The organism is Ruminococcus sp. (assembly GCF_016283395.1).
On the sequence record NZ_JAEEMU010000059.1, the window covers coordinates 1 to 24,666 of the forward strand.

Sequence of the window (24,666 nt, forward strand, 5' to 3'; positions counted from 1 at the left end):
TTGTAACAGGGTAAATACTTACGAAACGCTGACTTGACTAATACATAGCTGTATGCTAAAATTAAGGAGCTATATCATTCAGCTGCTTTGTGAAGCAGCAACAGGAAAGGAAATCAGTACCGATAATATCAGAGCAATATGCTTTTGTCAATACTAAATGGAATGGTGAACCTATGCAGAACGGCACACCTTATTTCTGGCTTGGTGAGTTCTGCGAGAAGCACGATCTTCCATTCTACGGCTTGCACAGTTTCAGACACCTGTTCGCATCGCTCCTTGTCAACCAGGGTGTGGACATCGTGACGGTCTCAGGGGCGTTGGGACACTCGACGGTTTCTACAACGAGCAACATTTATTGTCATATGCTGGAAGAATCCAGAGCAAAAGTCTCAGATGCGGTTAGCTCAGCGCTCAATTTTCGCACAAATAAAAATGAGCCAAAAGGCACATGACCTCTGGCTCAAAAATCCGCAATTCATGAATAATGAACAGATAAAGAACAAAGCGGATTTTTAGTATAAAAGAAAAACTCGGAAACCGCGATATTACGCTGTTTCCGAGAATCGTGTTAAGTGACCCGTACGGGAATTGAACCCATGATTCCGCCGTGAAAGGGCGATGTCTTAACCTCTTGACCAACGGGCCATAATGGTAGCGGCAGTAGGATTCGAACCAACGACCAATCGGGTATGAACCGAGTACTCTAGCCAACTGAGCTATGCCGCCATATTTTTATTGCCGTCACCTGCGACTAAATTATTATATTACAGAATTGGTGAAAAGTCAAGCATAAACGCGAAAAAAAATATTGTTTTGTAGACTTGCACAAAACAGTGGCTTTGCTTGCACTGTTGAAGAGCATATTTTACAACAGACGGATTGACAACACTGCTGATATATGATAAAATCAATGTAATGAATTTTTTGATTTGGGAGGAAGAAAATGGGAACAGATGAAATAAAGTCGTTTCTTATACGTGCGAAAAAGGCAACATATGCAGGAAAGGGTGCGGAGACAGTCTCATCGCGTCCCGAGTCTCACGACTTAGAGTACACTGAGGGGGAGCTAAGATACCTCGATACATACCTCGGCGGAGCGCATTTCGCAGGTGAGGAAGCTTTATGGATAAGCGGCAAGCCCTACTGGAGTATGAATTACGCAGGGCAGGTCATAGGAGAGCCTTTCAGCGGCGATTTTCTGAAAGAGGCACTTTTGCTCGTCCCTGCGGACAAGCCATTCCGAGGACCTGCCGAGTACAGTAACGGAGACTACACCTACAAAAGCACAGTCAAAGGCGATTTCGGGTGGTTTCAGGGGTATGAAGTGATAGCGTACAAAGGCGAAGTTATATATGAATGTCACTATCACGGCACTCTGATAAAATAATCGGCTCAGGACTTATCCTTTTGCCTGAACAGGAAAGAAGCGATCAGTCCGAAGAGAAGAGCAGCGGTGACGCCGCCTGCTGCTGCGGTAAGACCGCCTGTGAATATACCAAGCAGACCATCGTTTTCGATGGTCTTTCTTATGCCCTCGGCAAGGAGATGACCGAAGCCCGTCAGGGGCACTGTAGCTCCTGCGCCTGCGAAGTCCGCAAATGGTTCGTAAAGTCCGAGAGCGGAGAGAATTACACCTGTTATGACGAAGCCCGTGAGTATACGTGCAGGCGTGAGTTTGGTAAAGTCGATGAGGAGCTGTCCTACGGCGCATACAGCACCGCCAACAAGGAAAGCTTTAATGATATCCCAGAGCATATTATCGTTCCTTTCTTATATGGACTAAATGTGAGATAGCAGGTATGCTTTCGCCCTGCTGCATTGACATGGGTGACATGAGCGCACCTGTGGCTGCAAAGAGTATATCGTGGACTTCTCCTTTTTCGAGGAGCGGCAGGAAGTTTCCGCAAAGCACACTTGCTCCGCAGCCGCAGCCCGAGCCGCCGCAGTGAGTGTCCTGAGAGTCGGGATCAAATATCATTGCGCCGCAGTCGCGGTGCTGAGCCGAGATATCAATGCCCTGCTTCATAAGGATATCGAGAAGGAGCTTGCTTCCAACTATACCCAAGTCGCCTGTGATGATGAAGTCGTAATTCGCAGGGGAAGTACCCGTTGCCGACAGGTAGCGTGAGATAGTATCTGCGGCAGCAGGAGCCATTGCGCTGCCCATATTGTTTATGTCGCAGATATCAAGGTCGGCTATCCTGCCGATGCAGCCGCCTATCACAGTGGCAGAGCCTTTGTCACGGGATAGTATGACAGCTCCCGAAGCGGTGCAGGTCCACTGAGCTGTGGGAGTACGCTGACCGCCGTAGGAAAGGGGGAAGCGGAATTGTCTCTCAGCTGTTGAGAAGTGGGAAGAGGTCACAGCAGCCGCGTGTTCAGCAATACCGCAGTCGGTGAGGATCGAAGCTATAAGGAGTCCCTCAGCCATTGTAGAGCAGGCACCGTATAGTCCGAGAAAGGGGATAGCCAGCTCTCTCATGCTGTAAGCCGAACCTATGCACTGGTTTATGAGGTCGCCTGCGCATATTATGTCAATGTCATTTTCGGTGAGCTGAGCCTTTCGCAGAGCGAGCCCCACAGCTTCGAGCTGGAAGCGGCTTTCTGCTTGTTCCCACGTAGCCTTTCCGAAATGGCTGTCGCTTACCACTTCATCGAAGCAACTGCCGAGCGGACCTTGTCCCTCTTTTTCACCCACAACAGATGCGAAGCTTTCTATTTTTACGGGAGTCTCAAACTGAAAAACTCCCTTGTCGATACGTTTAGCCATGATAATACCTCCGTTTCGGAGTTATTATGCACCGGAAAATTGTAAATATACAAAAAAGTCAATTAGTGATTAGTTAGGGGCGGATATTATCCGCCCGAGCCCTTAGCCGTTAGCAAGTGAGTAGAGAGTAGTAAGTAGAATTGTAGGGGCTGATGCCCACATCAGCCCGAGCCATACAATACAATTTGCATTAGCACGCTGTAGGGGCGAGTTCCGCTCGCCCGTGAGAACCAATGCAAGTAACATTAAACACATAAATTAATTATCACATAAAACAAAAGGGGCGCACAATGTGCGCCCCTACAATTCTAATCACTATGCACTAACCACTAACCACTAACAACTAATCACTTGTCACTGAGAATATCTGGTCGTATGCGTCCCAGTACAGGATATCGAGGGTATCGGACTCTCTTTCCTTAGTGCTGTATCCGCTGAGGTCGTAGCGTTTTGCAGTCGTTTTGCCTGACGGATAGCTTGCCACAGCTTTTGAGCGGTCTGTCCAGCTCTTAGAAGCGGCTGTATATTCGACTTTGCCGTTTCTGACGATGATGAAGTACTCACGCTCATCTGCGCTGCTAAAGTATTCTTTCATACGCTCGTAGAAAATTCCCGTATCGAATGGAACTGCCACATTTGACTCGGGATCGGAGCTTATGATATAGAGTCCCTTGATATTTTCTTCCTCTTTGTTCAGTTCGGAAAGTATTTGTCCGCTTGTTTTGCTGATGTTGTAAGCGTAGCTGTTTGCGTCTGTCTGGCGGACTTTCTCCCTTGCCTGTCTGAAAGCAGGTACTAAGATAGCAATGGTTATAGCTATGAATATTGCAACGGGTATGATTATCGCCCATATCCACGCATTGCTCTTTTTTGCAGGCGGATAGGATATGTACTGATAGGGATATGGCTCATAAGGCGGCGGATAGTTCGGCGGCGGAGGATATTGCATACCGCGGTTCATATTCTGTCCGTATTGCCGCGGATATCCATATGGCTGCTGAGCGTTGCTGTAGCCCTGCCTTGGTGAAGCTGATGTGCAGTCGCATTTTTCTCCGTCACGGAGTTGTCTGCCGCATTGTGTGCAGTATGGCATGATATCACTCCTTAAATGTAATCAAGTGTTTTCAGTATGAACAGCCAGCCTGTCAGCGTGAACGCGCTGCACAGAGTGGTGAGCATAACGGCAAAGGCTGTAACAGTGCCTTTGTGACCGAGGTTTTTTGCCATTACGAAGCAGCTTCCTGTAGTCGCGCTGCCGAGCATTACCAGTATAGCGATGAGCTTTTCACCGCGGAATCCCAGCTTTATAGCCACAGGCAGGAATATCGAACAGAACAGAATGAGCTTGATAAAGGCTATGCCTGCTGTAACGGGCAGCTTTCCCTTTGCTTCGCCGAATTTCACAGAAGCTCCCAGAGCTATGAGCGAAAGGGGAGTAGCCATATTTCCCAGATATGTAATGGATTTGCTGAGTATCACAGGCTGCGGTATTTTCAGCAGCGACCATGTGATACCGACGATAATGCCGAGGATAATGGGGTTCGTGGCAATGCTTTTGAATGTGCTGAGAGCAAGTGCTTTCTTGCCTTTGCTTTTGTCCTTGTCGGGAGATGTTACGGCAAGAGTTGTCACGGCTATGATGTTGTAAAGCGGTACAGTTCCCACTACCATAAGAGCCGCCATTGTGGAATGACCATAGATATTGTTAACGAAAGCGATACCGAGTATAGCGGCACTGCTTCGGTAAGAAGCCTGTATTACCTCACCGCGCTCGGAGCGTTCTTTTGTAAAGATCGAGTAAAGCACTGCAATGCCTACGCTGAGAACAGTCGCACACATACAGAACAGTACGAACCTGCCGTCCCATACGGAGCGGAAATCCGCAGTAGAAAGATCCATGAACAGCAGTGCAGGGAGAAGTGTTCGGAATACGAATTTATTTATCTGTGCCGTTGAGTGGTCGTCAAGGAGCTTAACTCTATGTACGAACCAGCCGAATATCATCATCATGAATACTGGCACAGTGGCGTTGAGACTGAATATAAGATTTTCCAGGAACAAAAATATCACTACCTTATGTTATTTACACCTTGATTATAGCATATTTTTTCCACCGGTGCAACCGGTTTAGTTGTTAGTGAATAGTGATTAGTGCATAGTTATTAGTGAGTAGTAAGTAGAAGTGTAGGGGCGCGTTCCGCGCGCCCGTGTAAGACTTACGATGCAAATAGCATGAACGTGGTGTAGTGGCTAATGGCTAAGTGCTCACTATGCACTAATCACTAACAACTAACCACTGAACAGTCATAATAAAAGGGGGACTGGAATATGATGTAAGGACAAAGCTACGCGAAAGGGTGAAGATATGGGACTTACAGAAAAAGAAGCAGCCGAAAGGCTCATGACCGAGGGTGAAAACGTATTCGGAGAGAGCAGGAAAGCAGTTCCTGTGAAGATATTTCTGGGGCAGTTCAAGGACGTAATGGTGATGATACTTCTTGCGGCGACGGTGGTATCCGTACTCCTTGGAGAGATAACCGACGCGGTGACTATAATACTCATAGTGCTGCTTAATGCGATACTGGGCTTCGTTCAGGAGTACCGCACAGAGCATACCCTTGAAGCCCTGCGCTCCATGACCTCTCCCACGGCTAAATGCTGGCGTGACGGGAAATTAACGGAAATAGACGCGGCGAAGCTTGTAACGGGAGATATCATCGAGCTTGAAGCAGGCGACCGAATACCTGCGGACGGAGTTGTACTGAAAGCGGCAGGCTTTTTCACCGATGAGTCCATACTCACGGGTGAGTCCACAGCAGTAGGCAAGACCGCAGGTGATACCACCGACAGGGACAACTCACTGAATAAGCCGAACATAGTCTACTGCGGAGCTTCTGCCGTAAAGGGTACCTGCCGTGCAGAGATAATAGCAACGGGAAAGAATACCCAAATGGGCAGGATATCGGAAATGCTGACGGGTATCGACAGTGAAGCAACTCCCCTGCAAAAGCGTCTTGCGGAGCTTGGAAAGATAGTAGCCATAATTTGCCTTGTGGTGTGTGCAGCAGTTTTCGGAGCAGGTGTGCTCAGAGGCGAAAATACCTTTGATATGTTGATGACGGGCATAACCATAGCTATAGCCGCTATCCCCGAGGGACTTCCTGCAACGGTGACTATTGCCCTTGCACTGGCTGTGAGCCGTATGCTCAAACAGAAAGCACTTGTGAACAAGCTCCACAGCGTAGAGACACTCGGCTGTACATCGGTGATATGCTCCGACAAGACGGGTACTATCACCGAGAACAAAATGACAGTTACGGAGCTTTCCACAGTGTCGGAAAATTATGGGTTCAGCGGCATGGGCTACAGAGTCAGCGGAGCAGTTACCAAAGGGGACAATATCGCCGTAAATCCCGTTACCGAAAAGGCTCTCACGGAAGCTCTGCGGTGCGGAGTGGTCTGCTCTACGGCGGAGATAAGTGCGCAGGAGACTCCGAAGAGCCGCAACAGAGGCACACTTGCAGGTAAAGGCGAATGGAAGGTAACGGGCGATCCTACGGAAGCTGCACTTCTGATAGCTGCTGCAAAGGCAGGTATCACAAGGGAATCGCTGTCGGGGAACTGCCGTGTTATGGAGGAATACCCATTTGACAGCGAGACACGCTTTATGGCTATGCATTGTCAGTGGGGAAGTGAAAAGCGCATCTACTTCAAGGGCGCGGAGGAAGTGTTGCTGCCGAGATGTTCGCAGTATATGGACGAAAACGGCAGTACAGCTCCCATGACGGCGGCAGTCCGCAGAGAGCTTGAGGAAAGGGCTGCGGATATGTCCGACAAGGCACTGAGAGTCCTTGCACTGGCGGTATGTACTTCCGAAAGCTTTGCTCCAGACCGCGGAAACCTTGTATTCCTGGGATTTGCAGGCATGACAGACCCTCCCCGTGAGGAAGCAAAGATAGCTATACGCAAATGTGCTTCTGCGTCAGTAAAGACTGTTATGATAACGGGCGACCATAAAAATACCGCCGTTGCAGTTGCAAAGAAAGCAGGACTGCTCAAAGGCGGCAAGGCTATAACAGGCGCGGAGCTTGATAAGCTCACAGATGAGGAGCTTGACCGTGATATCGGGAAATATACGGTATTTGCCCGTGTCGAGCCCGTACATAAGCTGCGCATAGTAAAGAGCTTCAAACGGCGCGGCGAGATAGTGACTATGACAGGTGACGGAGTTAATGACGCTCCTGCGGTAAAGGAAGCAGATGTGGGCGTAGCTATGGGCGTTACAGGAACTGATGTCACCAAGCAGGCGGCAGATGTGATACTCATGGACGACAACCTTGCAACTCTCGTGAATGCAGTTGAGCAGGGACGGTGCGTTTATGCCAATATACGGAAATTTGTGCGGTATCTCCTGTCCTGCAATATAGGCGAGGTGCTGACAATGTTCCTGGGCATGATAATGGGAATGCCTGTGGTGCTCCTGCCTGTGCAGATACTCCTCGTGAACCTTGTCACTGACGGACTCCCTGCTGTGGCACTGGGTATGGAGTCGCCCGAGAGCGATATAATGAGCCGTCCGCCGAGACGTTCGGGAGAGGGCTTCTTCGCAGGGGGACTTATGTGGAAGATAGTCATACGCGGAATATTTATCGGACTTTCCACACTTGCAAGCTTCACAACGGTCATGCGTCTGGGCGGCTCTGTTGAAGCCTGCCGCACCGCCGCTCTTATCACACTTGTGGTGTCTCAGCTCATACACGTATTCGAGTGCCGCAGCGAAAGACGGTCGGTGTTCCGCATGAATCCTTTCGGCAATATGAAGCTTGTAGGAGCAGCCTTCCTGTCGGTGGCAGCACTTGCGGCAGCCGTTATGATACCGCAGTTACAGGTGGTGTTCAGCACGGTAACTCCCGATATGATGCAGCTCCTTGCAGCATTGGGATTCAGCTTTGCAGTACCCGTACTGGCGAACGTTGTTCGCCTTTAAGTTGAGAGTTGAGAATGTATGAGCGGTTGTATTAATTCATAATTCATAATTCATAATTCATAATTGTAGGGGCGAGTTCCGCTCGCCCCTACAGGCTAACGGCTAATGGCTAAGGGCTAACGGCTCAAATCTCCAAGCCGAAGCTTATTGAAAGGGCGGTATCCACCTTATTCATGGAATTGAGGTCAAGCTCGCCCATTTTGTCTTTAAGACGGCGTTTGTCGATAGTCCGTATCTGTTCAAGCAGGACAACGCTGTCCTTTGCAAGTCCGCATTTATCCGCCTGCACTTCGATATGTGTGGGAAGGCGGCTCTTGTCGCGCTGACTGGTTATTGCAGCGGCTATGACCGTGGGACTGTGTTTGTTCCCGACATCGTTCTGGACTATAAGTACAGGTCTTACACCGCCCTGCTCAGAGCCTACAACGGGGCTAAGGTCGGCGTAGTATATTTCTCCTCGTTTGACTGACATAAAAATTACTCCCGATATATAATGAATGTGTATCGCTGTCTGTATTATTGCCTTAACGGCTGAGTTTATGCAGCTTCAATTCATTATATGCTCTCGGGAGCTTTTTTGTTTATGTATCTTTATGCGCGGACAGCTTTTTAAACAGCCATATTTCCAGTATTGTAACGGCAGTTCCTGCCACATAGCACCATAAGTCCTCAGTGGCATAGCTTGTGCCTATGATTATGCGCAGAAGCTTGTTCTCAACGCCGAGTATATCTGCGATATGCGCCTTTTGCAGGAACTCCACAGCAAAGGAGAATATGAGTATACCAACTGCTATACCGTAGGAGCTGAATTTCTTCGGCACAAACGAGCGGAACAGGCAGTACAGCACCCACACTATGATGACGTCGCCTAAATATGAGCGTATGAAGTGGCTGAAATAGAACACTCCTATGCACACTTCCACAGCTGTGAGCAGCACAAAGCCGATTATATAGGGCAGCCGCGCTTTCATTCTATCTCACCTGCAAGGTCGGGGAATAAGCCGAGACTGCGTTTGAGTATGCCGTTCATAAGTGCAAGGGCTATGCCGTAGTTTGTGAACGGTACGCTCTGATCTTCTGCGGACTTGCGGCGATAGACCATTTCACGCTCGTTGAGCATACAGCCGCCGCAGTGTATAACGAGACTGTATTTTGACAGGTCCTCAGGGAACTCACGTCCCGAGCTGAGCTCGATATTCAGGGCCTTTCCCGTAGTCTTTTTCAGAAGTGCAGGCAGCTTCACACTGCCGATGTCTCCGCACTGGCGATGATGAGTACAGCCCTCGGATATGAGGACGGTATCGCCGTCTTTCAGCTTCTTTATGGCAGCTGCGCCCTTTACTGAAGTTTCAAGGAAGCCCTTGTAACGTGCCATGAGTATCGAGAATGAAGTCAGGGGAACGTCCTCGGGAACTATTTTGCTGACCATAGCAAATGCCTGACTGTCGGTGATGACCATTTTCGGCGGCGCACTGAGCTTGCCAAGAGTATCCGCAAGCTGGAACTCCTTTGTGAATACAGCCATTGCGTCAGCGTCAAGTACATCGCGGAGAGTCTGCACCTGCGGCAGAATCATTCGTCCCTTTGGTGCAGCTGCATCGATAGGAGTAACGAGTACCACCATATCATTTGGACTGAGCAGGTCACCGACAATTCGCTTTTCCTCTGTGGGGAGCTTCGCAAGTGCGGCAATGCGCTCTTTCAACTCGTATATGTTTTCGCCTTTAAGTGCGCTTACTTCTATCTCGTTGTCCTGACAGACACGGTTTTCTGCGATATCGGACTTGTTGTATACCGTGAGATATGGGATATCCTTTTCCTCAAAAATACCGATGAGCTGGCGTTCGGTGTCGGTGAGACCGACAGTGCCGTCAACTATGAGCACAGCAAGGTCTGTGCGGTTGAGTATCTGTTTTGTTTTACGTACTCTCATTTCTCCGAGAGTACCCTCGTCGTCAAAGCCGGGAGTATCTATTATCACAACAGGACCCAGTGGGAGAAGCTCCATAGCCTTTGTGACGGGGTCTGTGGTAGTGCCCTTGACATCGGAAACTACGGACAGCTCCTGTCCTGTAACAGCGTTTACTACGCTGGATTTTCCTGCATTTCTCCTACCGAAGAAGCCGATGTGGACTCTCTCCGATGAGGGTGTATCGTTTAAACTCATATTTATCAATCCTTTTTGTATAGCCCTTAGCCGTTAGCAAGTGAGTAGAATTGTAGGGGCTGGCGTCCTCGACAGCCCACGAATTACAATGCAAGCAACATGAGTATATTGTAGGGGCGGATATTATCCGCCCGCGAGCATGCAAGCGGCAACTTGGCAAGGGGGCGCAGACTCTGCGCTACTTCTCAGCGAAAATGCCGATGGCCTTCATGCATTCATCGCAGTAATATCCCTCACCGCGCAGTGAGAGGTGAACTGTGTTTTTTCTTATCATTTTGTCCTTTTCATCTTCGGGATACCATATCATCGATGTGAACAGCTGAGTGATACTTCCGCCGTCTTTAGCTTCGATAAAAACCTTTGCGGCATTCCTTTCCACATTCAGGGCATTTCATAATAAGACCTCCGAAATAAGGCTGATTTAATTAGATCTTGCCTTTTTTAGCAGCCGTGACAGCTGTCGTAAGGCAGAAAAATGCAGCTGAGCCGAAAGCTATCTGAGCTATCATATTATCGCTTTTTGTCAAAGCAATACCGAAGGATATACCGCAAGCCAATGCGCCGATTATTGAGATCATTAAAATTATCTTGTTTGATTTTTTCATAGTTTTATTCTCCGTTAAATAGTAAAAGTAATAGTTGCAGAGCGAAGCGCTCCACGGCTTTAGTATATCATATTTTCCAATATTATGCAAGTTGTTAGTGTTTAGTGCTTAGTGATTAGATTGTATGGACGACCATAGGTCGTCCGCAAATTACGCATACGAATAACACATTATGCCCGTGCAACGTTACAGCGTTAACCATAAATGGGCAATATATATGGGCGCACAGAGAGTGCGCCCGAACCGTTAGCTTTGTATGGACAGCCGGGACTGTCCGAATAGTGTGATATTGCCTATAAATGCCATAATATAGGTATTAGCCTTATTATTCACTTCTGTTTTGCAGTCAGGAATGTAGCAACACAGAATACACAAGCTATGCCTAAGACTATCTGTGCCATGAGGAAGCTTTGTGTAACGAGAGAGATAACAAGTACTATAAAGCTGATTATCGTTCCGATCAGACTTATAAGATGAACTTTAGATGTTTTTTTCATAGTGTTTTTCATAGTGTTTTTTCTCCTTGATTTGTTGAATTTATTTTTTTTTATAAAGCTAACGGTTAAAGTGTTTAATAACTGTCAGCCCTTACTTCCGTACTCTGAAATACAATGAGCCGTAAAGCAGAAAACTGTACGGCTCAATTATAACATATTCCTACCAAAAAATCAACATTTGTGAGAAGATTTTTGTGCAATTGACAAATCAGGGGATAAAATCAGCGGCTGCACTGTGCATTATATACGTGCAACGCCTGTATCTCTTGCAGCCTGAGCTACAGCCTTGGCTACAGCCTGTGCAACAGTCTTGTCAAGTGCGCTTGGGATAATGTAATCTGCGCTGAGCTTATCGTCTGTAACGAATGAAGCGATAGCCTTTGCAGCAGCTATCTTCATAGCGTCGTTGATATCGCTTGCACGAACATCAAGAGCACCGCGGAAGATACCCGGGAATGCGAGAACATTGTTGATCTGGTTCGGGAAGTCGCTTCTGCCTGTACCAACAACAGCTGCGCCTGCTTCCTTAGCGAGGTCGGGCATGATCTCGGGAGTCGGGTTAGCCATTGGGAAGAGGATAGGCTTGTCAGCCATAGACTTTACCATTTCTGGAGTTACGCAGCCGGGAGCTGAAACGCCGATGAATACATCTGCGCCCTTGATAACTTCTTCGAGGCTGCCCTTTCTCATCTGCTTGTTTGTTATCTCAGCCATTTCGTCCTTCATTGGGTTCATGCCCTCAGGTCTGCCCTTGTAGATAGCACCGTTTCTGTCGCAGAGAACAACGTCCTTGAGTCCCATAGAGATGAGGAGCTTGATGATAGCGATACCTGCTGCGCCTGCACCGCTTGTAACAACTCTTATCTCGTCAAGCTTCTTGCCGACTACCTTGAGAGCGTTGAGCATAGCAGCAAGAGTAACAACGGCTGTACCGTGCTGGTCGTCGTGGAATATCGGGATATCGCAGCACTCCTTGAGCTTCTTCTCGATCTCGAAGCAGCGCGGAGCTGAGATATCTTCAAGGTTTACGCCGCCGAAAGAGCCTGCAAGGAGACGTACTGTATTAACGATATCATCAACTTCCTTTGAACGAACGCAGAGCGGGACTGCGTCAACGTCACCGAATGCCTTGAAGAGTGCGCACTTGCCCTCCATAACAGGCATACCAGCCTCAGGACCGATGTCGCCGAGACCGAGAACAGCTGTACCGTCAGTAACTACAGCAACGAGATTTGAACGGCGTGTGAGCTCATAGCTCTTGTCAACGTCCTTCTGTATTTCGAGGCATGGCTGTGCAACGCCGGGAGTGTAAGCGAGAGAGAGGTCGTCTCTTGTTTCGAGAGGAGCACGGCAGATAACTTCTATCTTGCCCTGCCATTCCTTGTGCTTTTTAAGGGATTCTTCTGCATAATTCATGGTTTAAATTCCTTTCAGTGTCTTAATTTTAAAAAAGCGGAGAACATAAGAGTTCTCCGCGAAAATGCTTATTTGCGGTTTCTCAGAACTGGATCTGGTCAATAACGCTTCTCAGTGCCTTTGCGCTGGCCTGAAGCTTCTCTATCTCCTTATCGTTGAGCTTTGGTGAGACTTCTCTCTCGATACCGTTGCTTCCGATAACACATGGGAGACTGAGGCATACATCGCTGATACCGTATCTGTCGTTTATCATAGTAGAAACCGTTAAGATGTTCTTTGAGTCACGGAGAACAGTGTCACATATCTTGTTAACGCTCATTGCGATAGCATAGAAAGTAGCACCCTTTCTCTTGATGACTTCTGCGCCTGCCTTGCGGACTTCGTCGATGATCTCATCTTCATCAAGGTCTGCGTGATCCTGATCTGCGCAGTATTCATCAACAGGAACGCCTGCTATGTTCATTATAGACCATGGGATAAATGATGAATCGCCGTGCTCGCCGAATACATAAGCGTGGATGCTGTTAGGGCTGAGACCTACGTGGTCAGCGATTATGGAACGAAGTCTTGAAGTGTCAAGAGCTGTACCCGAACCAATAACCTGATTAGGTTTGAGGTCTGTACACTTCAGAATAGTGTATGTAAGGATATCAACAGGATTGCTGACAACTACATAGATAGCATCGGGAGCGTATTTAGCCACCTGAGGCATTACTTCCTTGATGATATTTACGTTGGTCTGAGCAAGGTCGAGACGTGTCTGACCTGGCTTTCTTGCAAGACCAAGTGTGACAACTACGATATCGGAGTCTTTAGCGTCCTCGTATCCGCCGTCGAATACTTCAACGTTCTCACCGAATGAAACGCCCTGACGTATATCCATAGCCTCGCCCTTTGCCTTAGCCTTGTTGATGTCAACAAGAACGATATCAGAGCAGGTACCTGCTACTGCGAATGTATAAGCAACAGATGCGCCGACATTGCCTGCGCCAAGTATAGTTATCTTTGTACCGTTTTTCTCAGCCATTATGTTAACCTCCATAAATCTCGGTGGACTCTGCCTACATCATATCTTTTTTTCATTTTGCAGAGCTATATGTACTTATTATTATAAACACAAAGGTGAAAAATATCAAGCAAAAACGCGGCTTTATTGCAAAAATCGTAAATTCATACAAAAGGCAGTAACATTTAACAAAGCTTTTTCACTCTGCGGATAATAGGCGGTGATTAGCCCGACCAATTAAAAAATCCGATTTTAAAATGAATAATATGCAAAATAAAGTGAATATTTTTGAAAATAATGAATATTTATGCAAATATACTTGACATTATTTTACTATGTAGTATAATAGATTTATATTGCAAATCCACGCAAAGTTTATGCGTTTATATTCAGGAGGTAATTACTATGGCAAACAAAAAGGATATCAAAAAGGTAGTTCTGGCATATTCAGGCGGACTCGATACATCTATCATCATTCCGTGGCTCAAGGAAAACTACAATAACTGTGAAGTTATCGCTGTTTCAGGTGACGTAGGACAGGGCACAGAGCTTGACGGACTTGAGGAAAAGGCTATCAAGACAGGTGCTTCAAAGCTCATCATCGCTGACCTCAAGGAAGAGTTCATTCAGGACTATGTTTATCCTACAGTACAGGCAGGCGCTATCTACGAGAACAGATATATGCTCGGTACATCATTTGCACGTCCTATCATTGCTAAGCGTATCGCTGAGATCGCTCTTGCAGAGGGTGCTGACGCTATCTGCCACGGCTGTACAGGTAAGGGCAACGATCAGGTAAGATTTGAGCTCGCTATCAAGGCTTTTGCTCCTGAAATGGCTATAATCGCTCCTTGGAGAGAATGGGACATCAAGAGCCGTGACGAAGAGATCGACTACGCTGAGGCTCACAATATCCCGCTCAAGATCAACAGAGAGACAAACTACTCAAAGGACAAGAACATCTGGCACCTTTCACACGAAGGTCTCGACCTTGAGGATCCTGCAAACGAGCCACAGTACGAGAAGAAGGGCTTCCTTGAAATGGGCGTATCTCCTATCGACGCTCCTGACAAGCCAACATATATCACTATCCACTTCGAGAAGGGTGTTCCTACACAGCTCGACGGCAAGACACTCAACGGTGTTGAAATGGTATCAGCTCTTAACAAGCTCGGCGGCGAGAACGGTATCGGTCTTGCAGACCTCGTTGAGAACCGTCTCGTTGGTATGAAGTCAAGAGGCGTATATGAAACACCTGGCGGTGCTATCCTTTACCACGCTCACGAAGTTCTCGAAACAATCACACTTGACAAGGAAACTGCACGTATCAAGCAGTACCTCGGCATCAAGTTCGCTGATATCGTATACAACGGTCAGTGGTACACACCTCTCCGTGAAGCTCTCACAGCTTTCGTTGACAAGACACAGGAGAGAGTTACAGGCGATGTTAAGCTCAAGCTCTACAAGGGCAACATCATCAATGCAGGCGTAACTTCACCATACACACTCTATGATGAGGAAGTTGCTACATTCGATGAGGACGAGGTTTACAACCAGGCTGACGCAGCAGGCTTCATCAACCTCTTCGGTCTCCCGATAAAGGTTAGAGCTCAGCTGGACAAAAAGAGAAACAACAAGTAATCATGGGAAGCTTTCTGTGGGTGTTTTATTGGCTGGTGATAGCGGCAGTTTTTATCGGCATAACGGTGTATCTCGTTATGAATATCATCGCCCTTAAAAAAAACACCACCGACAGCTTTGAAGGCCAGCCTGTTGAAGTCGATGCAGTTGTTGAAGAAAATACTCTTACCTATTTTTCAACTGTAAAGAGTGTTTCTCCACAGGTCTCCGAGAAGATAAACTATGTCACGCTGAAATATGTGGCTGACGGAGTTACATTCACAAAGGAGGCAAAGCTTATAGACGTACATCAGCGTCTGAAAGCAGGCGATACTGTAAAGCTGTACTACGACAGCCTTGATTCGGGACGCGCTCTCCTTGCTGACGGCAGTGAGAAGCAGTCTGCGGTGAACGGCATAAAATGGGCTTTCGGCTATTATGTCATACTGTTTATAGTCGGCGCATTCATGTTCTTCGGAATAGCAAATGCGGTCAGCGAATAAGCAGAAAAACTTGAAAAATATGTATAAGTTTCAGGCAGGGGAGCCTTCTCCTGCCTGTTACGATTTAATAGAATGCATAATTCATAATGCATAATGCATAATTGAAAGTATTCCTGATCAATAATTATGAATTAAGCATTATGAATTATGAATTGAAGGAAAGGAGAATTACTATGGTGAAGATAAGGCTCATGACTATCAATGACTGGAAAGGCGTTGAAGAGGTCTGGAAAGAACACGAAGGCACAAACCCCGTTGACGACTGCGAGGAAGGCTTTACAAGATACCTTAAACGCAATCCCACCACAAGCTTCGTTGCTGTGGACGGCGAAAAGATAATCGGTACGATACTGGCAGGTCATGACGGACGAAGAGGCTTCTTCCACCATGTTGTAGTTGCTCCTGAGTACAGAAACCGCGGTATCGGTGAGGACTTGGTCAACCACGCTATGGACGCTCTCGAAAAAGAGGGCATACAGAAAACGGCTCTCGTTGTTTTTGAATACAACGATCTTGGCAACGGCTTCTGGGAGCACATAGGCTTCACCACAAGACCCGATCTTGTTTACCGCAATAAGTACGTAAAATAATATGGATAAATTCATGAAGATAGCCATTGATGAGGCGCGTACAGGCATTACCGCAGGTCACGGAGGACCTTTCGGCTGTGTCATCGTCAAAGAAGGCAAGGTGGTCGGCAGAGGGCATAACGAGGTAATAAAGCAGAATGACCCTACCTGTCACGGAGAAGTAATGGCTATACGAGATGCCTGCAAAAATCTCGGTACATATGACCTTTCGGGCTGCGAGCTCTACACTACCGCAGAGCCGTGCCCCATGTGCCGCGGAGCTGTCATGTGGTCGAATATCAGAAAGGTGTATTTCGGCTGCAATATTGCTGATACAGACAGTATCGGCTTCAGAGACAAGGTTTTCTACGAGTCTGACGAGGATATATCCGAGGAGCTTGAACGTGAGAAGTGCCTTGAAGTATTTGAGGAATACCGTGCTATAAACGACAAAAAGAGCTACTGACAAACTACTTCATACAACATCACCTCACTAAAAGGAGAACTATTATGAAAAGCGGTAATTTTGGCATAGCTTTGATACTTTTTGCAATATTCCTTACGCTTAACAGCACGGGAATGGAACTTTTTACATTTATTATTGCGCTCACAGGACTTGGCTGTTCCATAGCAGAGAATATAATGCAGAAAAAGAAAAAGTGAGCTACAGGAGAATTATAATGGCAGATATGAGAAAGATCAGAAGCGTTCTTGCGGTTATGGCAGCTTTATCGCTGCTTGCAGGCTGCGGAGAGAAAAAGACTTCCGATAGTAATAATACCACAGAAGCAGCAACTACTACAGCAGTTACTACGGAAGCTGCAACAGAGGATACTACCTCAGCTTCGAGCGATACTGACTATGTAGAGCTTTCGAGAAAGCTCCTTGATGACATCTTAAATGACGATTTCAAGCCTGTTATGGAACTGTTTTCTGAAAACTGCAAGGCACAGCTCACCGAGGGCGTACTCATGGAGGGCTGGAAAAACATAAAAGAAGAAGGCGGCAATTTCATTGCCGTAAAGGACTCCAAGACAGAAACTCAGCAGGGCATGACCATTGTAACTACGGGAATTGATTTCGATAAGACCGATTTTGATTTCCTGCTTGCTTTCAATGAAAAAGGCGAGATAGAGGGCATAATGTTCACTTATCCCGAGGAAGAGGAGATAACTCCTCAGGTAACAGCCACATTTGCAGAGACCTGCATAAAGGTAGGAGAAAAAGAGCTGGACGGTATGCTCACTATGCCAAAGAATGTCGAAAAGCCGCCTGTAGTGATACTCATACAGGGCTCGGGTCAGCACAATATGAACGAGGGCAGCGGCGAGCTTGCTACATTCAACGAGCTGGCACACGGACTTGCCGAAAGAGGAATTGCTTCCATAAGGTACAACAAGAGATTTTATCAGTATTCCGAACTGGGAGCTGACGGAAACTATACTGTAGAAGAAGAGATACTTGACGATGCAGCAGCTGCTGTAAAGCTTGCGAAGTCCTATGCGGACGATGGCAAGGTAAGCGGCATATTCGTAATGGGACACAGTCTCGGAGGCTGCGTTGCACCTTCTATCGCAAAGGCAAACAGTGATGTACAGGGTATAATCTCACTTGCAGGTACTCCGAGAGACCTTACAGATGTTATTATAGACCAGCTTACTGCACAGAGAGATGATGCGGAAGTCGGCGCACAGAAGGACTCGTTACAGGAAATGCTCGATGATGCAGCTGTAATGAAGGAAGGCAATGACAAGGACGCAACTCTCCTTGGCTGGGGATATAATTACTTCAATTCCCTCAAGGAGCTGAAAATAGGCGAAACTGCAAAGAGTCTCGATATCCCCATGCTGTTCTTACAGGGCGATTCCGATGTACAGGTATACCCCGACAAGGACTTCCCACTGTGGAAGGAATACCTTGAGGGAAAGGACAATTGCACATACAAGCTTTACGAAGGTCTCGGACATTTCTTCAGTGATGAGGACGGACATCTTAACAAGCAGGTAATGGACGATACAGCTGAATTTGTAAAAAACAGTGTTAAATAATGATTTTTTATCGGATATGAAATTTGTATTACAGGAGAGATAATTATGGCAGATATGATGTGGGCAGGAAGATTTTCAAAGCAGGTAGATGAGGGCGTCAACGCTTTCAATTCTTCTATTTCATTTGACGGACGTATGTATGAACATGATATACGCGGAAGTATAGCTCATGCAACTATGCTGGGCGACTGCGGTATAATCCCAAAGGAGGACAGCAAGCTTATAATAGGCGAGCTGTGCAAGATAAGCAATGATATAGCAGACGGAGCTGTCGAGCTTGATCCGAATGCCGAGGATATCCATATGTTCATCGAAGCCGAGCTTACAAAACGTCTCGGCGACGTTGGAAAAAGACTTCACACAAGCCGCTCAAGAAACGATCAGGTAGCAGTTGACCTAAGACTTTATCTCCGTGATGAGATAGCTGAGATATACTCACTTGTAAAGGAGCTTGCCGTTACACTTCTCAACATGGCAAGAGAGCATACCGAGACTATAATGCCGGGATATACTCACCTCCAGAGAGCACAGCCTATCACATTTGCACATCATCTTCTAGCTTATGTATGGATGCTTCTCCGTGATATGGAAAGATTGCAGGATACAAGCAAGAGAATGAACTATTGTCCTCTCGGAAGCGGTGCGCTTGCAGGTACTACTTATAAAACAAACCGCAAGCAGACCTCAGACCTTCTCGGCTTTACAGCTCCTATGCCAAACAGCCTTGACGGTGTTTCCGACCGTGACTACTGTATCGAGCTTTGCTCGGCACTCTCCATACTTATGACACATCTTTCAAGATTTTCCGAGGAAATAATCCTCTGGTGCTCATGGGAATTCAAATTCGTTGAGCTTGATGACGCTTTTGCTACAGGCTCGTCTATAATGCCACAGAAGAAGAACCCTGACGTTACCGAGCTTATCCGAGGCAAGACAGGCAGAGTAAACGGCGACCTTGTAACTCTCCTCACTATGATGAAGGGCATACCGCTTGCTTATAACAAGGATATGCAGGAGGACAAGGAAGCTATATTCGATGCAGTTGACAACGTTAAGCTCTGCGTAAAGACTTTCACTCCTATGCTTGCAACAATGCGCGTACTCAAGGATAATATGAGAAACGCAGCTGCAAGAGGATTTATAAACGCTACGGACTGCGCTGATTACCTCGTTAAAAAGGGTATGCCTTTCCGTGACGCATACAAGATAACAGGTACTCTCGTTGCAAGATGCATCGAGGACGGTCTTACACTTGAAACACTTCCTATAGAGGAATACAGGAAGATGACCGATCTCTTCGACAAGGACGTATATGAGGCAATAAGTCTTGAGACCTGCGTCCGCGAGAGAAAGTCAGAAGGCGGTCCTTCGCCTGATGCTGTAAGAGAGCAGATAAAGCTTGCAGAAAAGGCTCTGGATCTCTGATATGAAGAAAAAGGATATAACCTTTATCATAGGACTGACTATCCTTATGGGTGTTACATGGATAATAGGTGAGCTTGTTATGGGACTGTGGATAGCAGTTATGCCGAGAACGCATATAATCTGGTTCGCAGTTATAGTTACCATAACACTTGCAATAAGCATATGGCACTCTTTCATTGAGGACAAGTCAGACCTTGAAGACCCCAAACGCGCTAAGTATGAGCGCAAAGTCAATAAGAGAAAAAATAAGAATTAAGAGTGATTAGTGCATAGTAGTGGCTGCCTTTGGCAGTCCGTCAATAACGCATAAATTATAAATGACTCACTGTAGGGGCGCATGACCTACGCCCGCAAGTGAGCAGAGAGTAGAATTGTAGGGGCTGGCGTCCTCGACAGCCCGATAAATTCAGCATATTGAAAAAACGGAGGAATTAACAATGTCAGTAAAAATCTACATAGACGGTCAGGAAGGCACGACAGGTCTTAAAATACAGGAGCGTTTCAAGGACAGAAAAGACCTTGAGATAATGAAGATCAGCGAGGAGCTGAGAAAAGACCCTGCCGAACGTGCCCGTCTTATCAACAGTGCGGACTATGTTTTCCTTTGTCTGCCTGATGCGGCTTCTATCGAGGCTGTATCGTTCATTGACAAGGATAACGACCATGTACGTATTATCGATGCTTCAACAGCTCACCGTACAAATCCCGACTGGGCTTACGGTTTCCCCGAGCTTTCACCTGCTCACAGGGAAAAGATACGCACATCGAACAGAGTCGCAGTTCCGGGCTGTTATGCAAGCGGATTTGCTTCCATAGTTTATCCTCTTGTAAATAACGGGATAATACCTGCTGATTTCCCTGTTTTTGCATATGCTACATCGGGCTACAGCGGAGCAGGCAAAAAGGCTATCGCAGTATATGAGGGCGAGGACAAGCCCTTTGAGTTCAACAGTCCGCGTCAGTACGCGCTTTCTCAGCAGCATAAGCACTTGCCTGAAATGAAAGCGGTATCGGGACTTACATACACTCCAATGTTCAATCCTATGGTATGTGACTATTTCAGCGGCATGGTAGTAAGTGTGCCGATACAGACAAGAATGTTGGATAAAAAGGTCACAGCACAGCAGGTACATGAGATGTATGCAAAGCACTATGAGGGTGCAAAAATGGTAGAGGTAATGCCTCTTATGTCAGCTGACGAGCAGAAAGCGTTCTTCCTTGCATCGAATACTCTCAGCGGACAGAACAAATTACAGGTGTTTGTTTTTGGCAATGACGAGCAGATACTTCTTTGTTCACGCCTTGATAATCTTGGCAAGGGAGCAAGCGGTGCAGCTGTACAGTGCCTTAACATAATGATGAATATTGATGAAACGACAGGATTAGTATGATTAAACATGAAAATTATCATTTCGGGGGGAATGAAACTATGAGCAAAACACTGAAAGAGATCTATGAGTATGACCTCATAGAGGATGACGGCATCGACTATACTGTTGATGAGTGGTTCAACACAATTATGGAAAAGACAAAGGATCAGCTGAGCGTTGCAGATGTTAGCCGTATGCTGAGACAGAGGATATGCTCACGCATAGCAATAAAGAGAGCTATAGAAATGCTGAGCGATGATCCGTTTATAGGGGAAATGTTTGAAGGACAGCTTATGTTCAACCTTTACAAGGGAAAGGAAAAGTATCTGAAACTGTTCTATACTCAGATGGGACCTGTGCTGGAAAAGGCAGGGCTTATGGCTAAGTGCCACCAGTTCGGCTCAGATGAGGAAAAGGAAGAGTATATGAGCATTATTACTCAATTTGCTCAGAAGATCAAGGAGGAAACCACATGAAGCTTGTAGAATTACAGGGAGTTACATTTATAGAAGGCGGCGTATGTGCTGCAAAGGGATTCAGAGCAAACGGTGTACAGTGCGGTCTTGCGCACAAGCCGCTTGGTGAAATGGACGCAGCAAATGCTGCTGCAAACAATGCTATCCCAGCAGCAAAGAAGAAAAACGACCTTGCACTTATCGTTGCCGACAAAGAGTGTCAGGCAGCTGCCGTATATACAACAAATAAAGTCAAGGGTGCTCCTATCATCGTAACAAAGGAGCATATCAAGGACGGAAAGGCAAGAGCTGTTATCGTAAACTCGGTAAATGCTAATACCTGTAATCCTGACGGCGTAGAAAAGGCAACAAAGATGTGCCAGCTCGCAGCCGAGGCTCTCGGAATAGACGAAAATGATGTTATTGTAGCTTCTACGGGCGTTATCGGTCAGGTGCTCCCTATCGAGCCTATCGCAAACGCTATGGGCGAGCTTAAAGACGGTCTTACTTATGACGGAAACAAGCGCGCTCTCGAAGCTATAATGACTACAGATACACAGGAAAAGGAGATCGCCGTAACATTTGAAATGGGCGGAAAGAACTGCACAATGGGTGGTATGCTCAAGGGCAGCGGTATGATACACCCTAATATGGCAACTACACTCACTTTTCTTACAACAGATGCTGACATCTCAGCAGAGATGATACAGCGTGCCCTCAGCGATACCGTAAAGGTAACTCTCAACAGAGCAAGCGTTGACGGCGATACTTCCACAAACGATATGGTATGCATCATGGCATCGGGCGAAGCAGGAAACACTCCTGTAACCTCCGAGGGTGAGGGCTATGAGCAGTTCAAACACGCTCTCTATACTATCATGATGAACCTTGCAAGAATGATGGCTCGTGACGGCGAAGGTGCTACAAAGCTTGTTGAGTGTGCTGTAAGAGGTGCAGAGAATGACGATATAGCTGAAAAGGTGGCAAAGTCCGTTATCGGTTCAAGCCTTATCAAGGCTATGATATTCGGTGAGGACGCAAACGCAGGAAGAATTTTCTGCGCACTTGGCTATGCTGATGCTGATTTCGATATCAGAAAGGTTGATATCGAAATGGCTTCCGCAGGCGGAGTTATCCCGCTCGGACGCAAAGGCAACGTTATAGAGTTCTCGGAAGTTCTTGCAAAGAAGATACTCCAGGAAGAGGAGATAAAGATACTCATTTCCCTCGGCGAAGGTCAGGGAAAGGCTATCGCATGGGGCTGCGACCTTACTTACGATTACGTAAAGATAAACGGAGATTACAGAAGCTGATAACTTTTAAAGGGCTTTTGAGCCCGTGTCATAAAAGGGTATATTTATGGATTATACAGATTACAGCGGTATTTTTGCCGAGCGTCTCGAACCTGGTGAAAGTATACTGTGGAGTCAGGAACCAAAGAATAAACTATTGAAGTTTACAGATATTGATTCAATTGAACTTTTTGCAGGAGTTGCTTTTATTCTTGCAGGTATTTCATTGTGCTTCATGTTTTTGAACGAAGAAGGAGCTAACAGTGGGAAGAAATACGCTCCGCTTGCGTTCGTTGTGTTTGGCATATGGGTAGTTGTGATCTTTTTCAAGTCCAATAAAAAGTATCATGCCGTTACTGACAGGCGTATATGCAGATTAAGCAAGAATGGATTTACTGCCATTCCCATGGAAGATGTAAAGCACGTCATGATCAACTGCATTAACCAGCTGCTGGTCTATACAAAGCTTCCGAAGTCGTTCGGAAATGATTTGACGGCTGACTTCAACACTTATGAAGCAACATGGATCACCGAAAAAGATTCAGGTGAAACAGGATTGCTTTTTGATAAAGAAAGAGGTTTTTATATCATACCTTTGGAAGAAAAAGCCGAAGTGGTTGAAGAGGTCAAGGATATCATTATACGTCAGGCAAGAATATATAATGGTTATGTATAAAAGAGTTTACAGAGTTTCGGTATGGTGATATTTCCGAAAAAGATATGAGGTAAAGAAATGTCTGATATTGAATTTGAGAAATACCTTAAAGACGACGAGCATATACTCTGGAGTCATATACCTGAAGAGAGAAAGTTCTATTTGCGCAATGGCATTTTCGTCATTATCGGAGCTATACTTATTCTCGGAGGGGTGGGAATGATGCTGAAATCCACGGAGCATAGAGCATGGTACGCCATTATTTTCGGAGCTATAGTTGTATTTTCGTATATAAATCATCCCAAAGCATATCTGCTGACCGATAAAAGGGTACTCATATTCAAAGGTAAAAAGCATAAAGAGATACCGTATTATAATATATCTTTTGTCGCGGTGGAGAAGAAAAACAGTGATATGGGGACTGTTGTCCTCTGTTTTACTCGTTTAAGGAAAAGGCCTGGTCATCACAGCAACGAATATAACGTGAGGTGGCGTAATCTCTATGATATTCAGGGCTGTGAAAAAGCTGCGGATATAATATAAAGTGCAGAAGGAATTGCCAATGCATATGATAAGGCAATAGAAGCCGAGCGTATGCAGGGTTCTGATATTTGTTGATGAATTAAAAAGCCGACTGGGAAAGATTAAAATTCCTTTTGTAAGAAGGGAATATTGTTATGGATTATTCGGATTATAACGGAATATTTAAAGCTTATCTCGATTATGATGAAAATATTGTCTGGAGTCAGGAGCCTAAGATAAAGTTATTCAAAAGTTTACAGTTCGAAGGATTTAAACTTATTATGGGAATAACCCTTATAATATTTGGACTCTTAGGAGTGTTCGGTATTACTAAAGATGACGATGCTTTTGAAAAGCGTTACGGCGGTTTAGCTTTCCTTATAATTGGTTTATTTATATTTGTAAAGTCTTTCAATAACAAGAAAAAATATTTCGCTGTTACGGACAAACGTATCTTTATTCTTGTGAGGAGAAAACTTACCTGCGTTGAGCTTAAAGATGTAAAGCACGTTATGTTCAACTGTTTCAATCAGTTGGTCGTTTATACAAGGCTTTCGGATAATATGTCGGAAGCTGTTATGAATGACTATAACAGTGTTGAGATAGAAGAGCTTGATCAAACAGTTTATGCCAGCGGACACAAAAACGGTGACAGCGAATCCGTTATTCTGGCTATCAAAGAGAAACCTGAGGTAGTGCAGGAGGTCAAGGATATCATAATAAGACAGGCAAGATTTTTACAGAATATGAGATAAACGG

General features: G+C 46.1%; 29 protein-coding genes and 2 tRNA genes. 17 read left to right on the forward strand and 14 right to left on the reverse strand.

The window, feature by feature from the left end; all coding sequences use genetic code 11:
* The first annotated feature begins 89 nt into the window (after window positions 1-89).
* Complete coding sequence (locus tag QZZ41_RS14925) at window positions 90-452, forward strand: tyrosine-type recombinase/integrase (protein WP_295073939.1); 363 nt, start codon at window positions 90-92, stop codon at window positions 450-452.
* A gap of 121 nt (window positions 453-573) precedes the next feature.
* Here the strand turns inward: QZZ41_RS14925 and QZZ41_RS14930 are convergent.
* Window positions 574-645 (reverse strand) — tRNA-Glu (locus QZZ41_RS14930).
* A gap of 4 nt (window positions 646-649) precedes the next feature.
* Window positions 650-726, reverse strand: a tRNA-Met gene (locus QZZ41_RS14935).
* Between the two features lie 217 nt (window positions 727-943).
* Here QZZ41_RS14935 and QZZ41_RS14940 point away from each other — a divergent pair.
* A complete protein-coding gene (locus tag QZZ41_RS14940; RefSeq protein WP_295073942.1) occupies window positions 944-1,387 on the forward strand; it encodes a DUF5680 domain-containing protein in 444 nt (147 codons plus the stop codon).
* 5 nt (window positions 1,388-1,392) lie between these two features.
* Here the strand turns inward: QZZ41_RS14940 and spoVAE are convergent, their stop codons facing one another.
* The 4 genes from spoVAE to QZZ41_RS14960 form a co-directional block, all read right to left on the reverse strand.
* Entirely contained in the window at window positions 1,393-1,755 is a 363-nt protein-coding gene (gene spoVAE / locus QZZ41_RS14945) for a stage V sporulation protein AE (RefSeq protein WP_295073946.1), read from the reverse strand.
* Window position 1,756: 1 nt separating this feature from the next.
* Window positions 1,757-2,770 (reverse strand): stage V sporulation protein AD, encoded by a 1,014-nt coding sequence (locus tag QZZ41_RS14950; RefSeq protein ID WP_295073949.1) that lies wholly within the window; start codon window positions 2,768-2,770, stop codon window positions 1,757-1,759.
* Between the two features lie 343 nt (window positions 2,771-3,113).
* A complete protein-coding gene (locus QZZ41_RS14955; RefSeq protein ID WP_295073952.1) occupies window positions 3,114-3,863 on the reverse strand; it encodes a hypothetical protein in 750 nt (249 codons plus the stop codon).
* Between the two features lie 11 nt (window positions 3,864-3,874).
* Window positions 3,875-4,831 (reverse strand): AEC family transporter, encoded by a 957-nt coding sequence (locus QZZ41_RS14960; protein ID WP_367267484.1) that lies wholly within the window; start codon window positions 4,829-4,831, stop codon window positions 3,875-3,877.
* 304 nt (window positions 4,832-5,135) lie between these two features.
* Between QZZ41_RS14960 and QZZ41_RS14965 the strand changes: the two genes are divergently transcribed.
* Complete coding sequence (locus tag QZZ41_RS14965) at window positions 5,136-7,757, forward strand: cation-translocating P-type ATPase (protein WP_295073954.1); 2,622 nt, start codon at window positions 5,136-5,138, stop codon at window positions 7,755-7,757.
* Between the two features lie 124 nt (window positions 7,758-7,881).
* Here QZZ41_RS14965 and QZZ41_RS14970 read toward each other — a convergent pair whose 3' ends face one another.
* The 8 genes from QZZ41_RS14970 to QZZ41_RS15005 all read right to left on the reverse strand — a co-directional run bounded on the left by QZZ41_RS14970 (window position 7,882) and on the right by QZZ41_RS15005 (window position 13,469).
* Window positions 7,882-8,229 carry a type II toxin-antitoxin system PemK/MazF family toxin gene (locus QZZ41_RS14970; protein ID WP_295073957.1) on the reverse strand — a complete coding sequence of 116 codons (348 nt, stop codon included), beginning with the start codon at window positions 8,227-8,229 and terminating at the stop codon, window positions 7,882-7,884.
* Window positions 8,230-8,338: 109 nt separating this feature from the next.
* Complete coding sequence (locus QZZ41_RS14975) at window positions 8,339-8,728, reverse strand: DUF2809 domain-containing protein (RefSeq protein WP_295073960.1); 390 nt, start codon at window positions 8,726-8,728, stop codon at window positions 8,339-8,341.
* The gene (gene hydF, locus QZZ41_RS14980) at window positions 8,725-9,924 is read right to left on the reverse strand and encodes a [FeFe] hydrogenase H-cluster maturation GTPase HydF (RefSeq protein ID WP_295073963.1); all 1,200 of its coding nucleotides are present in this window, start codon (window positions 9,922-9,924) and stop codon (window positions 8,725-8,727) included. The genes QZZ41_RS14975 and hydF overlap by 4 nt, the downstream gene beginning before the upstream one ends.
* 178 nt (window positions 9,925-10,102) lie before the next feature.
* Complete coding sequence (locus tag QZZ41_RS14985; RefSeq protein WP_295073966.1) at window positions 10,103-10,303, reverse strand: hypothetical protein; 201 nt, start codon at window positions 10,301-10,303, stop codon at window positions 10,103-10,105.
* Between the two features lie 46 nt (window positions 10,304-10,349).
* Window positions 10,350-10,529: a hypothetical protein gene (locus tag QZZ41_RS14990; RefSeq protein WP_295073969.1), complete on the reverse strand. Its 180-nt coding sequence runs from the start codon at window positions 10,527-10,529 to the stop codon at window positions 10,350-10,352.
* A 329-nt stretch (window positions 10,530-10,858) separates the two neighbouring features.
* Entirely contained in the window at window positions 10,859-11,038 is a 180-nt protein-coding gene (locus tag QZZ41_RS14995; RefSeq protein WP_295073972.1) for a hypothetical protein, read from the reverse strand.
* Between the two features lie 228 nt (window positions 11,039-11,266).
* Window positions 11,267-12,442, reverse strand: coding sequence for a malic enzyme-like NAD(P)-binding protein (locus QZZ41_RS15000; protein ID WP_295073974.1), 1,176 nt, complete (start codon window positions 12,440-12,442; stop codon window positions 11,267-11,269).
* A gap of 82 nt (window positions 12,443-12,524) precedes the next feature.
* Window positions 12,525-13,469 carry an L-lactate dehydrogenase gene (locus tag QZZ41_RS15005; protein ID WP_295066569.1) on the reverse strand — a complete coding sequence of 315 codons (945 nt, stop codon included), beginning with the start codon at window positions 13,467-13,469 and terminating at the stop codon, window positions 12,525-12,527.
* Window positions 13,470-13,853: 384 nt separating this feature from the next.
* On the opposite strand from QZZ41_RS15005, the gene QZZ41_RS15010 reads away from it, so the two are divergent.
* The 14 genes from QZZ41_RS15010 to QZZ41_RS15075 all read left to right on the forward strand — a co-directional run bounded on the left by QZZ41_RS15010 (window position 13,854) and on the right by QZZ41_RS15075 (window position 24,662).
* Window positions 13,854-15,089, forward strand: coding sequence for an argininosuccinate synthase (locus tag QZZ41_RS15010; protein ID WP_074714932.1), 1,236 nt, complete (start codon window positions 13,854-13,856; stop codon window positions 15,087-15,089).
* Between the two features lie 2 nt (window positions 15,090-15,091).
* Window positions 15,092-15,571, forward strand: coding sequence for a DUF3592 domain-containing protein (locus tag QZZ41_RS15015; protein ID WP_295073977.1), 480 nt, complete (start codon window positions 15,092-15,094; stop codon window positions 15,569-15,571).
* 173 nt (window positions 15,572-15,744) lie between these two features.
* Window positions 15,745-16,161 (forward strand): GNAT family N-acetyltransferase, encoded by a 417-nt coding sequence (locus QZZ41_RS15020; protein WP_295073980.1) that lies wholly within the window; start codon window positions 15,745-15,747, stop codon window positions 16,159-16,161.
* 1 nt (window position 16,162) lies between these two features.
* On the forward strand, window positions 16,163-16,606 hold the full coding sequence (locus QZZ41_RS15025; protein ID WP_295073983.1) for a nucleoside deaminase: 444 nt from the start codon (window positions 16,163-16,165) through the stop codon (window positions 16,604-16,606).
* 44 nt (window positions 16,607-16,650) lie between these two features.
* Complete coding sequence (locus QZZ41_RS15030) at window positions 16,651-16,803, forward strand: hypothetical protein (protein ID WP_295073986.1); 153 nt, start codon at window positions 16,651-16,653, stop codon at window positions 16,801-16,803.
* Window positions 16,804-16,820: 17 nt separating this feature from the next.
* Entirely contained in the window at window positions 16,821-18,188 is a 1,368-nt protein-coding gene (locus tag QZZ41_RS15035; RefSeq protein ID WP_295073988.1) for a DUF3887 domain-containing protein, read from the forward strand.
* A gap of 45 nt (window positions 18,189-18,233) precedes the next feature.
* Window positions 18,234-19,613 (forward strand): argininosuccinate lyase, encoded by a 1,380-nt coding sequence (gene argH / locus QZZ41_RS15040; RefSeq protein WP_295073991.1) that lies wholly within the window; start codon window positions 18,234-18,236, stop codon window positions 19,611-19,613.
* Between the two features lies 1 nt (window position 19,614).
* Entirely contained in the window at window positions 19,615-19,869 is a 255-nt protein-coding gene (locus QZZ41_RS15045) for a hypothetical protein (protein ID WP_295073994.1), read from the forward strand.
* A gap of 181 nt (window positions 19,870-20,050) precedes the next feature.
* Entirely contained in the window at window positions 20,051-21,004 is a 954-nt protein-coding gene (gene argC, locus QZZ41_RS15050; RefSeq protein WP_295073997.1) for an N-acetyl-gamma-glutamyl-phosphate reductase, read from the forward strand.
* 38 nt (window positions 21,005-21,042) lie between these two features.
* The gene (locus QZZ41_RS15055; RefSeq protein WP_295074000.1) at window positions 21,043-21,459 is read left to right on the forward strand and encodes a contact-dependent growth inhibition system immunity protein; all 417 of its coding nucleotides are present in this window, start codon (window positions 21,043-21,045) and stop codon (window positions 21,457-21,459) included.
* Entirely contained in the window at window positions 21,456-22,751 is a 1,296-nt protein-coding gene (gene argJ, locus QZZ41_RS15060) for a bifunctional glutamate N-acetyltransferase/amino-acid acetyltransferase ArgJ (RefSeq protein WP_295074003.1), read from the forward strand. Before QZZ41_RS15055 ends, argJ begins: the two co-directional genes overlap by 4 nt.
* A 46-nt stretch (window positions 22,752-22,797) precedes the next feature.
* A complete protein-coding gene (locus QZZ41_RS15065; protein WP_295074006.1) occupies window positions 22,798-23,406 on the forward strand; it encodes a hypothetical protein in 609 nt (202 codons plus the stop codon).
* A 57-nt stretch (window positions 23,407-23,463) separates the two neighbouring features.
* Window positions 23,464-23,928 (forward strand): hypothetical protein, encoded by a 465-nt coding sequence (locus tag QZZ41_RS15070; protein ID WP_295074009.1) that lies wholly within the window; start codon window positions 23,464-23,466, stop codon window positions 23,926-23,928.
* Between the two features lie 134 nt (window positions 23,929-24,062).
* A complete protein-coding gene (locus QZZ41_RS15075; protein ID WP_295074012.1) occupies window positions 24,063-24,662 on the forward strand; it encodes a hypothetical protein in 600 nt (199 codons plus the stop codon).
* The last annotated feature ends 4 nt before the right edge of the window (window positions 24,663-24,666 follow it).

Coding starts and splice junctions, on each gene's coding strand:
- QZZ41_RS14940 (WP_295073942.1), top strand. CDS start 944: ATGGGAACAGATGAAATAAAGTCGTTTCTTATACGTGCGAAAAAGGCA.
- spoVAE (WP_295073946.1), bottom strand. CDS start 1,755: ATGCTCTGGGATATCATTAAAGCTTTCCTTGTTGGCGGTGCTGTATGC.
- QZZ41_RS15030 (WP_295073986.1), top strand. CDS start 16,651: ATGAAAAGCGGTAATTTTGGCATAGCTTTGATACTTTTTGCAATATTC.
- QZZ41_RS15005 (WP_295066569.1), bottom strand. CDS start 13,469: ATGGCTGAGAAAAACGGTACAAAGATAACTATACTTGGCGCAGGCAAT.
- QZZ41_RS14975 (WP_295073960.1), bottom strand. CDS start 8,728: ATGAAAGCGCGGCTGCCCTATATAATCGGCTTTGTGCTGCTCACAGCT.
- QZZ41_RS14995 (WP_295073972.1), bottom strand. CDS start 11,038: ATGAAAAACACTATGAAAAAAACATCTAAAGTTCATCTTATAAGTCTG.
- QZZ41_RS14990 (WP_295073969.1), bottom strand. CDS start 10,529: ATGAAAAAATCAAACAAGATAATTTTAATGATCTCAATAATCGGCGCA.
- QZZ41_RS15025 (WP_295073983.1), top strand. CDS start 16,163: ATGGATAAATTCATGAAGATAGCCATTGATGAGGCGCGTACAGGCATT.
- QZZ41_RS14955 (WP_295073952.1), bottom strand. CDS start 3,863: ATGCCATACTGCACACAATGCGGCAGACAACTCCGTGACGGAGAAAAA.
- QZZ41_RS15000 (WP_295073974.1), bottom strand. CDS start 12,442: ATGAATTATGCAGAAGAATCCCTTAAAAAGCACAAGGAATGGCAGGGC.
- QZZ41_RS14970 (WP_295073957.1), bottom strand. CDS start 8,229: ATGTCAGTCAAACGAGGAGAAATATACTACGCCGACCTTAGCCCCGTT.
- argC (WP_295073997.1), top strand. CDS start 20,051: ATGTCAGTAAAAATCTACATAGACGGTCAGGAAGGCACGACAGGTCTT.
- QZZ41_RS15015 (WP_295073977.1), top strand. CDS start 15,092: ATGGGAAGCTTTCTGTGGGTGTTTTATTGGCTGGTGATAGCGGCAGTT.
- QZZ41_RS15010 (WP_074714932.1), top strand. CDS start 13,854: ATGGCAAACAAAAAGGATATCAAAAAGGTAGTTCTGGCATATTCAGGC.
- argJ (WP_295074003.1), top strand. CDS start 21,456: ATGAAGCTTGTAGAATTACAGGGAGTTACATTTATAGAAGGCGGCGTA.
- QZZ41_RS14965 (WP_295073954.1), top strand. CDS start 5,136: ATGGGACTTACAGAAAAAGAAGCAGCCGAAAGGCTCATGACCGAGGGT.
- QZZ41_RS14950 (WP_295073949.1), bottom strand. CDS start 2,770: ATGGCTAAACGTATCGACAAGGGAGTTTTTCAGTTTGAGACTCCCGTA.
- QZZ41_RS15065 (WP_295074006.1), top strand. CDS start 22,798: ATGGATTATACAGATTACAGCGGTATTTTTGCCGAGCGTCTCGAACCT.
- argH (WP_295073991.1), top strand. CDS start 18,234: ATGGCAGATATGATGTGGGCAGGAAGATTTTCAAAGCAGGTAGATGAG.
- hydF (WP_295073963.1), bottom strand. CDS start 9,924: ATGAGTTTAAACGATACACCCTCATCGGAGAGAGTCCACATCGGCTTC.
- QZZ41_RS15020 (WP_295073980.1), top strand. CDS start 15,745: ATGGTGAAGATAAGGCTCATGACTATCAATGACTGGAAAGGCGTTGAA.
- QZZ41_RS15070 (WP_295074009.1), top strand. CDS start 23,464: ATGTCTGATATTGAATTTGAGAAATACCTTAAAGACGACGAGCATATA.
- QZZ41_RS15035 (WP_295073988.1), top strand. CDS start 16,821: ATGGCAGATATGAGAAAGATCAGAAGCGTTCTTGCGGTTATGGCAGCT.
- QZZ41_RS15045 (WP_295073994.1), top strand. CDS start 19,615: ATGAAGAAAAAGGATATAACCTTTATCATAGGACTGACTATCCTTATG.
- QZZ41_RS15055 (WP_295074000.1), top strand. CDS start 21,043: ATGAGCAAAACACTGAAAGAGATCTATGAGTATGACCTCATAGAGGAT.
- QZZ41_RS15075 (WP_295074012.1), top strand. CDS start 24,063: ATGGATTATTCGGATTATAACGGAATATTTAAAGCTTATCTCGATTAT.